Origin of the sequence: Tropicimonas isoalkanivorans, from assembly GCF_900112335.1 — a bacterium.
Classification (GTDB): domain Bacteria; phylum Pseudomonadota; class Alphaproteobacteria; order Rhodobacterales; family Rhodobacteraceae; genus Tropicimonas; species Tropicimonas isoalkanivorans.
This window is the reverse complement of record NZ_FOLG01000002.1, coordinates 373788-387522: the sequence shown is the minus strand read 5'-3', so window position 1 is coordinate 387522 and position 13735 is coordinate 373788. Positions and strand designations below refer to the sequence as shown.

Genomic DNA, 13735 nt, shown 5'->3' with positions numbered 1-13735 from the left:
GGGCGCCCCGGTACGGGGCGCGCGGGGGGCAGACAGCCCCCCGCCCGTCTCCGCAACCATCGAGCCGTTTCTCAATGCGGCAGCGGCACCACCTTACCCGGATTGAGAATCCCCAGAGGATCGAGCGCTCGCTTGATCTCGCCCATCACATCCCACCCCGGCCCATGTTGTGCTGCCATGTCCGAGAGGCCGTCCAGCCCGTGATCTCCCAATACTGTGCCACCGAGGCGCAAGGCGCGCTCCACGATGTGGCGGGCGAGGACCGACGCCGCCTCGACCTCTCCCGGCACCTGATCGCGCACCAAAAGGAGGACCTGAACGTGGCCGACGCCCACGTGGCCCAGCATTGGCCCTGGGATCGGACTCGCAGCGATCTCCGCCCGTATTTCCTCAACGGCGTCACGCAGGCGCGAAAGTGGAACGCTCAGGTCTATCGCGACGGCTCGGGTCCCCGTACGGCTCGCGAGAAGCGCGTAGTAGGCGTTCTGACGTATCGCCCAGAGGGCGGCGCGGTCCTCGGCGAGGGCAGGCCACCGAAAGATGCGTCCCCCCATGTCGTCCACCAGTTCGGCGAACCGTGCCGCATCTTCCGCGACGGATTGCTGGAAGCCATGGAACTCCACCAGCAGATGAGGCTTCTGCTCCAACGAGAGACCGGCATAGGCGTTGACTGCCGCCACCGTGGCGGAATCGAGCAACTCAAGCCGTGCCACGGGAATAGAGTAGGTTATGGCGGCGGTGGCCATGTCGATGGCGTCTCGCATCCTGTCAAAGGCACAGACCGCCGCGGAGATCTTTTCCGGCTGCCCGCACAGCCGAAGCGTCAGTTCCGTGATCAGCCCCAGCGTTCCTTCGGAGCCGACGAGCAAACGCGTCAGGTCGTAGCCGGCGGCTGGCGTCCGCGCCCGCGCTCCCGTGCGGATTACGCGCCCGTCGGCCAACACCGCCTGCAGGGCCAGAACGTTGTCTGCCATTGAGCCGTATCGCACCGTCGCGATCCCGCCCGCCCGCGTTGCCGCCATGCCTCCGAGTGACGCATTGGTACCGGGTTCGACCGGAAAGAACAGACCCGTGCTTTGCAGGTGGCGGTTCAGGATCTCCTGCGTCAGTCCGGGCTGGACCACCACGTCCATGTCAGCATGATTGACCTCCACGATCCGGTTCATTCGGCTGAAATCCACGCAGACACCGCCTCGCATGGCTTGGGAATGGCCCTCCGGCGACGTGCCCATGCCCCGGCCAATGACCGGGCAGCCCTGCGCCGCGCAGGCAGTGACGATCCGTGCAACCTCGCGCGTGGTCTCCGGGTAGGCCACGGCATCGGGAGGCAGGAACGGGGCACGGTTTTTGGGGCGGCCATGGCCGAAGAGGTCCCGCTCCGCGCGGCTCAACCGGTCTCCCAAGAAACCGGCAAGCTCGGAAATGGCGGCGGCGATCGTCATCTGCCTCCCTTTGCGCAAAACGGTCCGGCAAAGTATGGCTGCGCCGCCGTCGGGGATAGCGGGACCGGTCGAACGCCGGGCTTCGCTTGTGCGGCGGGCGGGCCTTCAACGGCCGCCCGTGCCGTCAGGCCGAGATATCGAGGGCCAACGCATGAATCCGGCCAATGAGGTCCGGACCGAGGGCATCGTGAACCGCCCTGTGCCGCGCCAGTCTCGTCATGTCGGCGAAGACCGGCGCAGCGATGCGCACCTGGAAATGGGTCTCTCCCCCCTCGCGGTAACCCGCATGGCCGCGGTGCTTTTCGCTGTCGTCGATCACTTCCAACTCTCGCGGCGCGAAGGCGTCGTTGAGGGATTTCGCAATTTCATCGCGGACCGGCATTTTCTGAGATCACCCCCTGTTAGAGCCCCGTTCGGGAGACTAGACTACCGCGTCCGAGTCGGAAAGAACCCGGACGGGGCGCAGATTTCGTGAAAGGAGCCGAACCATGGCGAAACCAGATCCTTTCGGCTTTGACATACGGGTGAAGAGTGACAAGCGAAAGCGTTCGCGGGGGAAGCGAGGCATGTCTGGCGCTTTCGAGACATCGCAGCGCCAATGCGAAGCGCCGGGCTGCGAGGAAGCCGGGCAGTATCGCGCGCCGAAATCACCGGATTCGCTGGATGACTATTACTGGTTCTGCAAGGACCACGTCCGCGAGTACAATCTGAAGTGGAACTTCTTCGACGGCACGACCGAGGAGGAGTTCCAGGCGCAAGTCGACCAGGACAAGGTCTGGGGGCGGGAGACCAAACCGTTCCGCCAGAGCGCCGAGGAACGGGCATGGGCACGGCTCGGGATCGACGACGCGCATCAGGTTCTGGGCGAGAATGCAACGCGAAACCCCGGCAACAGGGCCGGTGCCGGGCGGCGACTGCCGCCGACGGAGCGTCGGGCGCTGGAAATCCTGGACGCGAAGGACACCTGGACGAAGACGGAGGTCCGCAAGTCCTACAAGGCGCTCATCAAGATTCTCCACCCGGACATGAACGGCGGCGACCGCTCGGACGAGGAGCGCTTGCAGGAGGTCGTCTGGGCCTGGGATCAGATCAAGGAAAGCCGAAACTTTCGGGACTGATCGGCGGCGCCATGCCGGAGCCGGCGGAGCGGTCGCGGGGATCAGCCGCGCCGCTGCCGGGCAGCAAGTACATGCGTGAGCAGGATGAGCGCGAGCCACCCGACGGCGACCATTGGCCGCCCCGCAGAGGCGAAAATCACGACCAGCAGCCCGACCGCAACCTTCAAAGCTTCGGTCAGCGCGAGCCCTTCGCTCAATATCTCGGGAAGGCTCTGCAGCACGCCGGCAAGGGCTCCGGCCAGTAGCGTCACCAGGAGCCCGCCGAGCACCGACAAGACCCATCCGACGCCGCCAGAACGGCCGAAGAACGTGGCGAGGAGCCAGCCGCAGATCGCCCCCGCAAACGCCTGCGTCGCGATCTGGCCCGCAACGAAGCTTCCCAGGCCTTCCACCTGCGAAAGGTCGTCGGTCCTGTCCTCCAGCATCATCGTCAGGACCAGCAGCGCCATGACGAGCGCCATCATCGCCGCGACCACGCCGCGCGCCGACGATCCTGTGGACGAATGACCGGACCCCGCGATGCTCATCTTGCTCTCCCTGACGTTCCGCTGCCTGCCGTGCCTACTGTGACCTCAAAGGTGCCGTAGGGGAAGCCTGTCGTGGGTCCGGGGCGCGGGCAGCGCACGTCCCGAATTCGAAAATCCAAACCCCCGTCTGCCCGCCATCAATGCACGTGTCGCCGGATACAGGCCTGTGCGCGGCACGATTTGCCCGCCGCTCTTGCACCCCTCTCAGATATGGTGCATCCCCGCTTCTGGCCCGTCCCGCCGGGCGTCCGGCAATTGCGAGGAGCAGGAACATGGAAGCCCACGTCGATCCCCATGCCAAGCCCACCGAAGAAATATCGGTGCGCGAAACCTTCGGTATCGACACCGACATGGTGGTGAAGGGCTTCGCCGACACGGCCGACCGCGTGCCGGAGATCGACACGACCTACAAGTTCGATCCCGACACGACGCTCGCGATCCTTGCCGGTTTTGCCCACAATCGCCGGGTGATGATCCAGGGCTATCACGGTACCGGGAAGTCGACCCACATCGAGCAGGTCGCGGCCCGGCTCAAGTGGCCGACCGCGCGTGTGAACCTCGACAGTCACATCTCCCGGATCGACCTGATCGGGAAAGACGCCATCAAGCTGCGTGAGGGCAAGCAGGTGACCGAGTTCCACGAGGGCATCCTGCCGTGGGCTCTGCGCCACCCCGTGGCTATCGTCTTCGACGAATACGATGCGGGCCGTGCCGACGTGATGTTCGTCATTCAGCGCGTGCTGGAGCATGACGGCAAGCTCACGCTGCTCGACCAGAACGAGATCATCACGCCGAACCCCTATTTCCGGCTGTTCGCGACCTCCAACACGGTGGGCCTGGGCGATACGACGGGCCTCTACCACGGCACGCAGCAAATCAACCAGGCGCAGATGGACCGCTGGTCCCTGGTGGCGACGCTCAACTATCTCAGCCACGACGCCGAAACCGCTATCGTGCTGTCCAAGGCGCCGACCTACAACACCGAGAAGGGCCGCCGGACGGTGGGCCAGATGGTGACGGTGGCCGACCTGACGCGCACGGCCTTCATGAACGGCGAGCTGTCGACCGTGATGAGCCCGCGGACCGTGATTAACTGGGCGCAGAACGCGATGATCTTCCGCTCGGTTGGCTATGCCTTCCGGCTGACCTTCCTCAATAAATGTGACGAGCTGGAACGGCAGACGGTGGCGGAGTTCTACCAGCGCTGTTTCGACGAGGAATTGCCGGAAAGCGCCGTGAGCACCGCGCTCGCCTGACCGCAGCCCGGGCCGCGTTGCCAGATGTGGGCCGAAACGGTATCATCGCCCGATACTTCATCCGTTTTGAACCCTCATTTCAGGGAGGTCACTGTGCGTCCCCTGCTTACCGGTCTTTTCCTGCTCTCCACGGTGCTGCCCGCCGCAGCCGAAACCCTGCCGATGCCTGAGGGACTGGTGGCGCTCAACAGCGCCCCGGGAGAGGCGCTGCTGATGCAGTCGGAGGCGAACGCGGATTACTTCGATCTGGCGATCCATTTCACCAACCAGGTGCATCCGGCCTTCTGCGGGCCGGCGTCCATCGCCATGGTCCTGAACGCGCTGGAGGTGCCCCGGCCCGCGTCGGATATGACGCTGGGGCTCGGGTTGTTCGATCAGGAGAACGTCTTCACCCCAGCGACTGAAGCCGTGAAGCCGCGCGCCGTGATCGAGCGCGCGGGCCTGACGCTGGATGAACTGGCGGGCATGTTCCAAGCGCATTCGGTGTCGGCGGAGGCAGTCCACGCGGAAGACAGCGCGCTGGACGACTTCCGCCAGACCGCCATCGACAGCATCGAGGACGGCGAGAGTTTCCTGCTGGTGAATTACCTTCGGTCTGCCATCGGCCAGGAAAAGGGCGGTCACATCTCGCCGCTGGCTGCCTACGACGAAGATACGGACAGCTTCCTCATCCTCGACGTCACGCGCTACAAGTACCCGCCCGTATGGGTCGGGGCGGCGGCGCTATTCGATGCGATGAACACGCCCGATTCCGACAATGACGGCCGGTCGCGGGGCTATCTGGTCGTCAGTCGGCAATAGCAGCGCGGGCGGTCGCCCGTCCGCCTCTAATCTCGCCAACATCCGCGCGACAATCGCCTGCGGACGGCGGATTGTCTCGCTCGGCGCCGTTTGATCTTGTGCCTTTGGGGCTCGAGCCCCTAAGGCTGTGACATGACCGAGATCGAGCTGAAATTCCTCCTCGACGAGGAACGAGCCAAGTCGTTGCGGCGCAACCTCAAGGCGTTGCCGCTCAACGAAACCGGCGTCTCCTCCCGCACGCTTCGGGGCATTTACTACGACACCCCCGATCATGCGCTCAAACAGGCCGGGATCGCGCTCAGGGTGCGCCGCGAAGGGCGGCGGTGGGTGCAGACCGTGAAGGCGGGCGGGACGATCACCGGCGGGCTGATGCGTACCCGGGAAGTGGAATGTGCCGCGCCCGGCGGTCGGCTGGACCTCTCCCTCATTCCCGACGCGGCATTGCAGGCTGAAATTGGCGCCGTTGTCGACGGCGCTGAGCTGGGTGTCGTCTGCGAAACCCAAATGAAGCGCAGGGCCAGCACGCTGACGTTGGAGAGCGGTGCGCGGGTTGAGCTTGCGATTGACGTTGGCGAGATCCTCGCGGGCGAGGTTGCGGCTCCGTTCCAGGAGGCGGAACTGGAGCTGAAGGCAGGCGAGATCGATGCGCTCTACGACCTGACTGCGAAGCTCTTTCCCGAGGGCGGCTTGCACCTGTCGACACTGCCGAAATCGGCCCGTGGGTACATGTTGGCAGAAACCGGCAAGGCGCAGGCGGAGATCGCACCGCGTACTGCGCGGAAGGTGCGGCTCGACCCCGCCATGACCTCCGAGATCGCGGCACGCGACGTTCTGCGGGAATGTTTCGAGCAGATCTCCGCCAACGTGGACGCTGTGCTGGACAGCACCGCCGCGGAGGGGCCGCATCAGTTGCGCGTGGGGCTGCGGCGCCTGCGCTCCGCCTTTGGGGTGTTCAAGCCGATCGTCGGCCACTCCGAACTGGTGCGCTTGAGCGACGAGGCCAAGGCCATCGGCGCAGAGGTGGGGGCCTTGCGGGACCTCGACGTGGTGATCGAAGACCTCATCGACCCGGCAGAGGAGGAGCATCCCTCCGAGCCCGGGTTTCGTGCATTGCGCGCGGCCATCGACAGTCGCCGTTCCGGGGTGCGCGGGGATTTGCGTGCAACGCTCGGCGGGGCGCGTGTGCAGGCTTTCCAGATCGACCTCGCACGGTTCATCGAAACCCGCGGCTGGTTGGCGGCGGAGGACTTCGACCAGACCGCGCGGCTGGCTATGCCGGTCCGGGCGCACGCGGACCGTGCGCTCGCGAAGCGGTGGAAGTCCGTCCGCCGCCACGCGAGGGGAATCGATCACCTGACGATCGACGGGCGGCACGAGTTGCGCAAGGAACTCAAGAAGTTGCGCTACACGATCGAGTTTCTCGGCCCGCTCTACCCGGAGAAGAAAGTGGCGCTCTTCGTCAAGCGGTTGAAGATGCTGCAAACGGTGTTCGGGGATCTGAACGATCTCGCGATGGCTGAGCACATGCTCTGCCAGCCGGATAGCCCTGCCGCCCGCAACCCCGCCGCGCAACGCGCCGTGGGTTGGCTGCTGGGAAGCCGCGCCGTGCGATCCGAGGCTGCGTGGTCCCATGCCAAGGAGTTGTGGCGCGGGCTGAAGCGAACGGGGCCGTTCTGGGGGTGATCCAGGGTGTTTGCCGCCGTACGGGCTGGAGAGCGGCCCACTTTTTCGCCCCGGTGCATGGCGTCTGGTGCCAACCCCGCCTAAGTTGCAGGTAGACACACGAGACAAAGACCCATGGCCCAGCAAGACAATCCCGCCGACCCGTTCAAGAAGGCGCTCACCGAAGCGACCCGTGTGATCGCCGACGACCCGGATCTTGCCGTGGTCTTTACGGTCGACCCGCCGGGAATGACCGCCGACCAGGTGCGCCTGCCGCAGATCAGCCGCCGCATGACGCAGGCGGAGGTTATGCTGGCGCGCGGCACGGCGGATGCCTTCGCGCTGAAGCGGCGATATCACGATCCCAAGGTGCACCAGCATTACCTGCCCGCCGGGCAGATGGCGCTGGACCTCTACGAGGCGATGGAGACGGCCCGATGCGAGGCGCTCGGCGCGCGGACCATGCCGGGAACCGCCGGCAACATTGACGCCCGCATTGCCGCCGATGCGCACCGTCGCCGCTACGACCAGATCACGAAACCCAGTGAGGCGCCGCTGTCGGTGGCGGCCGGGTACATGATCCGCCAGCTTGCCACGGGCCGCGAGCTTCCCGACGGGGCCCAGAACGTGCTCGACCTGTGGCGCGACCACTTGGAAGGCTCGGCCGCCGAGACGCTGCCGGACCTTGAGACGTGTCTGTCGGACCAGGCGGCCTTTGCGCGGTTCGCGCGCCAGATTATCGACGATCTCGGCTACGGAGACCAACTCGGCGAGGACCCAGACGAAATCGACGACGAGGAGCAGCAAGACGAGGCCGAGTCGGAGGACGACGAGCCCGAAAGCACCGGCAGCGAGGACGAGGAAGGCCGTCAGGACGACGAGAGCAGCCCCGAGCAGGATCAGGAAACCACCGACGACCCGTCGGAGGCCCAGGTTTCCATGGATGACCTGGCCGACGAGGAGATGGCCGAGGAGTCCGAACTGACAGACGGCGAAGCCCCGCTGGAGCCGCCGCCGCCCGCCCCGGTTTCCGAAGCCGACCCGAATTACGAGGTCTACACCACGGAGTTCGACGAGATCATCGACGCGACCGAGCTGGCAGAGCCGGTGGAGCTGGAACGCCTCCGCGCCTACCTCGATCAGCAACTGGAGCCGCTCAAGGGGGCCGTCTCCCGGCTCGCTAACAAGTTGCAACGCCGGCTCCAAGCCAAGCAGAACCGGAGCTGGGAATTCGACCGCGACGAGGGGATCCTGGACGCCGGGCGCCTGGCGCGCGTCGTTGCCAACCCCACCACACCGCTCAGTTTCAAGATCGAAAAGGACACCGAGTTCCGCGACACCGTGGTGACGCTGCTGCTGGACAACTCCGGCTCCATGCGCGGCCGCCCGATTTCCATCGCGGCCATCTGCGCCGACGTGCTGGCGCGCACCCTGGAACGCTGCTCGGTCAAGGTCGAAATCCTCGGCTTCACCACCCGCGCCTGGAAGGGCGGGCAGAGCCGCGAGAAGTGGCTGAAGGAGGGCCGATCGCAGATTCCGGGACGGCTTAACGACCTGCGCCACATCATCTACAAATCCGCCGACGCCCCCTGGCGGCGGTCCCGTGACAACCTCGGCCTGATGATGAAAGAAGGGCTGTTGAAGGAGAACATCGACGGCGAGGCGCTGGAGTGGGCGCACCGCCGTGTGGCGGCCCGGCCCGAGGCGCGCAAGATCCTCATGGTGATCTCCGACGGCGCGCCGGTGGACGATTCCACCCTGTCGGTGAACCCGGCGAACTACCTCGAAAAGCACCTGCGCGACGTGATCGCGATGGTCGAGCGCCGCCGACAGGTGGAGCTTATCGCCATCGGCATCGGCCACGATGTGACGCGGTACTACGAGCGCGCGGTGACGATTACCGACGTGGAGCAACTGGCCGGTGCAATCACCGAACAGCTTGCCGCCCTGTTCGATGCGGACCCGAGGGCGCGCGCCCGGTTTGCCGGGATTCGCAAGGCAGGCTGACCCCGATCCCCCATCGCCGCGACGGCTGCCGTGTCGAAGGATGGAGTTGACGCAAATTGGCGCTACGTTAAGCGCATCGCGCGAAACAGGTGGGGGAGACGGATATGGCAGTCCTGCGGGCATACGGCGCAATCGACATGACGGGAATGGAGACTGTGGACGGGTCTGAGGGCGAGGTGACGGAAGTTCTGCCCAACCGGATCACCTTCTCGGACGGATACCACACCAGCGCTTACTACGGGGACTTCGCCTTCGGCCTGTTTGGGACCATCAGCGGCACTCTCACGGGGTTCAAGTTCTGGGAGGGCGGGGATCTGGTGGTGTCCTTCACCGGCGGCAGGACCGAAGCGAAGACGGCCTATTCCTACATCGACAATGGCGACGGCGACGGCCTGTTGCGCCATTTCGCCCGGGACGCGGATCGGATCTTCGGAAGCGAATTCGGCGATACCTTATGCGGGTTTGGCGGGAACGATGTGGTTCGCGGCGCCAAGGGGGCGGACACGATCCTGGGCTTTCAAGGAGACGACGCGCTTTATGGCGGAGAGGGCCGGGACGTCCTGAAAGGGCATCATGGCGCGGACGAGCTGAGCGGGGGAAAGGGCAACGATGTTCTTCGCGGCGGCGGCGGAGCGGACACGTTTGACTTCAAGGCGGGATGGGGTCGCGACCGCATCATGGACTTCAGAGACGACGTCGACACGATTCAGCTCTACGACGATCTCTGGCGGGGCGATCTGACGAAAGGTCAGGTCCTCCACCGGTTTGCGGAGGTGAGACATGGCAACGTCGTCTTCGATTTCGGGGAGGAGCGGCTGAAGATCCTGGGGGTCACGGACCTCTCGGACCTCAAGGACGATCTGGTCATCGTCTGAGGCGGCATCAGGGCGCGCTCCCTCGTGTGACGGCTGGTCTTCCCGACCCTGCGGCGGTACCCCTTTGCACGTGCAGCAGGGAGTTTCCGGCCATGTATCAGACCTTCGACGTCACGACGCGCCCCGAAGACGGCCCACCGCGCCTTGCGGCGCTCCGCTCGAAGCTGGCGGAGATGGACCTGGACGGGTTTCTGGTGCCGCGGGCGGATGCCTATCAGGGTGAATACGTCGCGCCCCATGACGATCGCCTTGCATGGCTCACCGGGTTCACCGGCTCCGCAGGGACCTGCGCGGTCCTTATGGGGGCAGCAGGCGTGCTCGTGGACGGACGGTACCGCGTTCAGGTGCGCGCGCAGGTCGATCAGGCGTATTTCACCCCGCTGGATTGGCCCAAGGTTCATTTGGCCGACTGGCTGGCGGAGCAACTGCCGGATGGCGGGCGGATTGGGTTCGACCCAAAGCTGCACACCGTTGCCGATATCGAACGGCTTCGGCGGAAGGGGGCGGATGCGGGGATCGAGTACGTCGCGGTGGAGAACCCCGTCGATGCGCTTTGGGACGACCAGCCGCCGCCGCCCGCCGGCCCGATCTCGGTCCATCCGCTGAATTATGCGGGCGAGGATCATGCGGACAAACGCGCCAGGCTGGCTCGCGAACTGGCGGAGGCGGGCGCCCGTGCCGCGGTGATCGGCTTGCCGGACTCAGTGGCTTGGCTGCTGAACATCCGGGGCAGCGACATCCCCCGGAACCCGGTTCCTCATGCCACGGCCATCCTGCACGACGACGGGCGGGTGGAGCTTTTCTGCGCGCCCGAGAAGCTGTCGGAAGATGTGCGGGCGCATCTTGGACCCGATGTAACCTGCCATCCGCCGGAGGCATTGTCCGACCGGCTGGCCGCGCTGGAGGGGCCCGTGCGGCTCGACCGGACCAGCGCTTCGGTGTGGGTGGCCGAGCAACCCGGCAAGACAGAGGTGGCGATGGGGCAGGATCCCTGCGTGCTGCCGAAGGCCCGCAAGAATCCCGCCGAGATTGCCGGGATGCAGGCCGCCCACCTTCGGGACGGGGCGGCGATGTGCCGGTTCCTTGCCTGGCTGGACCGCGAAGCGCCCCGTGGGACGCTGACGGAGATCGACGTTGTGACGCAGCTGGAGGAGGAACGGCGCCGCGACCCGCTCCTGCGCGACATCAGCTTCGAGACCATCGCGGGAAGCGGCCCGAACGGCGCCATTGTGCATTATCGCGTTAGTGAGAAGACCAACCGGGCCGTTACGCCGGGGGATATCCTGCTGGTGGACTCGGGTGGCCAGTACGCGGACGGGACCACCGACATCACCCGCACCGTCGCGACCGGACCGGTGTCCGAGGAGCAGCGCGCCTGCTTTACCCGTGTGTTGCAAGGGATGATCGCCATCTCCACCCTGCGCTGGCCGGTGGGGCTGGCCGGCAAACACCTGGACGCGATTGCCCGTGCCCCGCTGTGGCGCGCGGGGCAGGACTACGACCACGGCACCGGGCACGGGGTGGGGGCGTATCTGTCCGTGCACGAGGGTCCGCAAAGGCTCTCCCGTCAGTCCGACGTGCCGCTGGAACCGGGCATGGTGCTGTCCAACGAGCCGGGATACTACCGCGAGGGCGCCTTCGGCATCCGGATCGAGAATTTGATCCACGTTGTCGACGCGCCGACTCTGCCCGGTGGCGATGACCGCGACATGCTCGCCTTCGAAACGTTGACGTGGGTGCCCATCGACCGGCGCCTGATTCTGCGGGACGCGATGACCAAGGCGGAGCGCGCATGGCTCGATGCCTACCACGCCGAAACCCGGTCGCGCATCGCCCCTGAGCTCGACGGCGAGGCCTTGGCGTGGCTGGACGCAGCGGTGGCACCCTTGTAATGTTGGCCGCTAACATTCATTTTTTGTATGATGTAATAACCGCCAGGCCTTGGGTTCGGCGCGCCACCTGAGGGGAATGACATGGCTGACCACATCAAGATTCGAAAGGCCGACGGCACCTGGGTGGTCCGCGCAGGCGGTGCTGTTCTGGCCGAAACCAACAATGCGCTGGAACTGACCGAAGGGGCGATGGCACCCGTCATCTTTTTCCCGCGCACGGACATCGCGATGGCGTTCCTGGAGCCGAGTCCCGAGACCTCGCATTCACCCTACCTCGGCAATGCGCAGTATTTCTCCATCGAGACCAAGAGCCGGTCTCTGCCCAACGCGGCCTGGACGTATGAAGACCCGGCCGAAGGGATGGACCGGATCAAGGATCACATCGCTTTCTACACCAGCAACGCGGACATCGCTGTCGAGCGGCTCTGAAGGAGTTCCAGAGGCGCGGCCGTACTTCCCCGCTGCCTACGAGTGCTCCTCCGCCGCTGTCTCGCTGAGCGCCCGGTTCATCGCCTTCAGCGCGTCTACCTGGAAAAGCGCACCCATCAGCTCCGGCGGCCCGCCGTCGGCTGATGCCGCCACGATGGGCAGGAAGGTCTGCCCGCTCTCGTCGAACATCGGCAACGCGACTTCCAACGTCGTGTCGGGCGTGATGGAAATGCCCTTTTCGACAAGCGTTCGGCACGCCTCCTCCGGCGCGGCGCGCGGGCTGTCCTTCGACCGCATGATCACGGCCGCTGAATAGATCGACAGCAGATAGGCCTGTGGGCCCGCAGCGAGGTGCACGCCGCGGTGCTCCAGTTGGGTGAGGAAGAAGGAGCGGTCCACCATCCGGCTTGCAAGGGCAGTCGAGAGTGAGACCGCCACCATCACCACAAGGCCCGTCTGCCAGTCCCCCGTGAGTTCGAAAACGATCATCGTGGTTGAGATCGGCGCGCCCAGAACGGCGGCCGCGACCGCCCCCATTCCCGCCAGCGCATAGAGCTCGCCCGTTCCTGAGTACTGCGGAACAAGCGATGTCGCGACCATACCGAACGCCAGCCCTGACAGGGCTCCGATCATCAGCGAGGGTGAGAACACGCCGCCGCCCATCCGCCCGGCCATCGTGACGGCGACTGCCGCAATCTTTACCGCGACGAAGATCACGACTGAGAGGAACGGGATCTCGGCCCGCAGGGCCTTCGCGGTCGTCTCGTAGCCGACGCCGATGATGTGCGGAAAGGCAATGGCGATTGCGCCCAGTACCGCGCCAGCCAACGCGGGGCGGAGGACGGACGGGATCCGGTACCGCGCTTGCAGGTGGCTCGCGAAGTCGTCGGCGAAAAAGATCGAGCGCATCAGAACCACCGCCACCAGCCCGGACATCAAGCCGAGCAGCAGGAAGGCCGGCAGCTCCACGTAGAACGACACCGAGCTGGACGGCGTCAGGGTGAATTCCGTCACATTGCCGAAGGCCAGCCGGCTGACAACCGTGCCTGCGACCGAGGCAATGGCGATTGGGGCGAAGGCGTGGACGGCGAAGTGGCGCAACACGACCTCCAGCGCGAAGAGCGCTCCGGCGATGGGCGCGTTGAAGGAGGCGGAGACGGCCGCCGCCACCGCGCACCCCAACAGATCGCGGCCCGCGATGCCGTCGGCCTGGATCCGGTCCGAAACCCAGGTGGAGATCAGCCCGGCCACGTGCACCACTGGTCCTTCACGGCCAGTGGACCCGCCGGAGGACAGCGTGATCAGCGAAGCTGCGGTCGAGGCGATCCCCTCCTTCAGTTCCACCCGTCCCTTGCGGAGCGCCGCGCCTTCAATGACATCGCCCACGGACCGGACGCGGTGATCCGGCGTCAGGCGGCCCAGGATCAGGCCTACCGCAAGCCCGCCCAGGATCGGCACACTCATCAGCCACCACCAGGGGAGCGTTCGGGCATGGGAATGGATCTGCCGGATGTCCGGCGCGGCGTAGAGCGCCCCCTGAAGCCAGGTGATGCCTTCGCGAAAGGCCACTGCCGCGAAGCCGGCGGCGATGCCCACCGCCAGAGCAATGAACCAGAACTGAATTTGGCTGGGCCCGCGCCGCAACAGCAGTTGCCAGCCGCGCCCGAATTCCCGCCGGCTTTCCCGGACCTGTCGCCAGATCAGTGCTCGGGTGCTTTCCTTCACA

The 13735-nt window shown here is 65.8% G+C and carries 12 protein-coding genes; 8 read left to right on the top strand and 4 right to left on the bottom strand.

Translation table 11 applies throughout. The features are described 5' to 3' along the window. Window positions 1–71 precede the first annotated feature (71 nt). Window positions 72–1442 (bottom strand): FAD-binding oxidoreductase, encoded by a 1371-nt coding sequence (locus BM075_RS06100; protein ID WP_093359758.1) that lies wholly within the window; start codon window positions 1440–1442, stop codon window positions 72–74. 124 nt (window positions 1443–1566) lie between these two features. Next, window positions 1567–1824, bottom strand: coding sequence for a BolA family protein (locus BM075_RS06095; RefSeq protein ID WP_093359757.1), 258 nt, complete (start codon window positions 1822–1824; stop codon window positions 1567–1569). 106 nt (window positions 1825–1930) lie between these two features. Here BM075_RS06095 and BM075_RS06090 point away from each other — a divergent pair, with 106 nt between their 5' ends. Continuing rightward, on the top strand, window positions 1931–2560 hold the full coding sequence (locus BM075_RS06090) for a DnaJ domain-containing protein (protein WP_093359756.1): 630 nt from the start codon (window positions 1931–1933) through the stop codon (window positions 2558–2560). A gap of 41 nt (window positions 2561–2601) precedes the next feature. On the opposite strand, the gene BM075_RS06085 is transcribed toward BM075_RS06090, so the two are convergent. Next, window positions 2602–3087 (bottom strand): hypothetical protein, encoded by a 486-nt coding sequence (locus tag BM075_RS06085; protein WP_093359755.1) that lies wholly within the window; start codon window positions 3085–3087, stop codon window positions 2602–2604. Window positions 3088–3359: 272 nt separating this feature from the next. Between BM075_RS06085 and cobS the strand changes: the two genes are divergently transcribed. The 7 genes from cobS to BM075_RS06050 all read left to right on the top strand — a co-directional run bounded on the left by cobS (window position 3360) and on the right by BM075_RS06050 (window position 12009). Beyond that, window positions 3360–4343 (top strand): cobaltochelatase subunit CobS, encoded by a 984-nt coding sequence (gene cobS / locus BM075_RS06080; RefSeq protein ID WP_093359754.1) that lies wholly within the window; start codon window positions 3360–3362, stop codon window positions 4341–4343. Between the two features lie 93 nt (window positions 4344–4436). Then, window positions 4437–5144, top strand: a complete 708-nt coding sequence (locus tag BM075_RS06075) for a phytochelatin synthase family protein (protein ID WP_218152816.1) — start codon at window positions 4437–4439, stop codon at window positions 5142–5144. A 132-nt stretch (window positions 5145–5276) separates the two neighbouring features. After that, entirely contained in the window at window positions 5277–6827 is a 1551-nt protein-coding gene (locus BM075_RS06070; RefSeq protein WP_093359752.1) for a CYTH and CHAD domain-containing protein, read from the top strand. Window positions 6828–6941: 114 nt separating this feature from the next. Beyond that, window positions 6942–8813 carry a cobaltochelatase subunit CobT gene (gene cobT, locus BM075_RS06065; RefSeq protein WP_093359751.1) on the top strand — a complete coding sequence of 624 codons (1872 nt, stop codon included), beginning with the start codon at window positions 6942–6944 and terminating at the stop codon, window positions 8811–8813. A 104-nt stretch (window positions 8814–8917) separates the two neighbouring features. Continuing rightward, complete coding sequence (locus tag BM075_RS06060; protein ID WP_093359750.1) at window positions 8918–9688, top strand: calcium-binding protein; 771 nt, start codon at window positions 8918–8920, stop codon at window positions 9686–9688. 92 nt (window positions 9689–9780) lie between these two features. After that, the gene (locus tag BM075_RS06055) at window positions 9781–11580 is read left to right on the top strand and encodes an aminopeptidase P family protein (RefSeq protein ID WP_093359749.1); all 1800 of its coding nucleotides are present in this window, start codon (window positions 9781–9783) and stop codon (window positions 11578–11580) included. Window positions 11581–11661: 81 nt separating this feature from the next. After that, the gene (locus BM075_RS06050; RefSeq protein WP_093359748.1) at window positions 11662–12009 is read left to right on the top strand and encodes a DUF427 domain-containing protein; all 348 of its coding nucleotides are present in this window, start codon (window positions 11662–11664) and stop codon (window positions 12007–12009) included. 36 nt (window positions 12010–12045) lie between these two features. Here BM075_RS06050 and BM075_RS06045 read toward each other — a convergent pair whose 3' ends face one another. After that, the gene (locus BM075_RS06045; protein ID WP_425445185.1) at window positions 12046–13734 is read right to left on the bottom strand and encodes a chloride channel protein; all 1689 of its coding nucleotides are present in this window, start codon (window positions 13732–13734) and stop codon (window positions 12046–12048) included. Window position 13735: the final 1 nt, after the last annotated feature.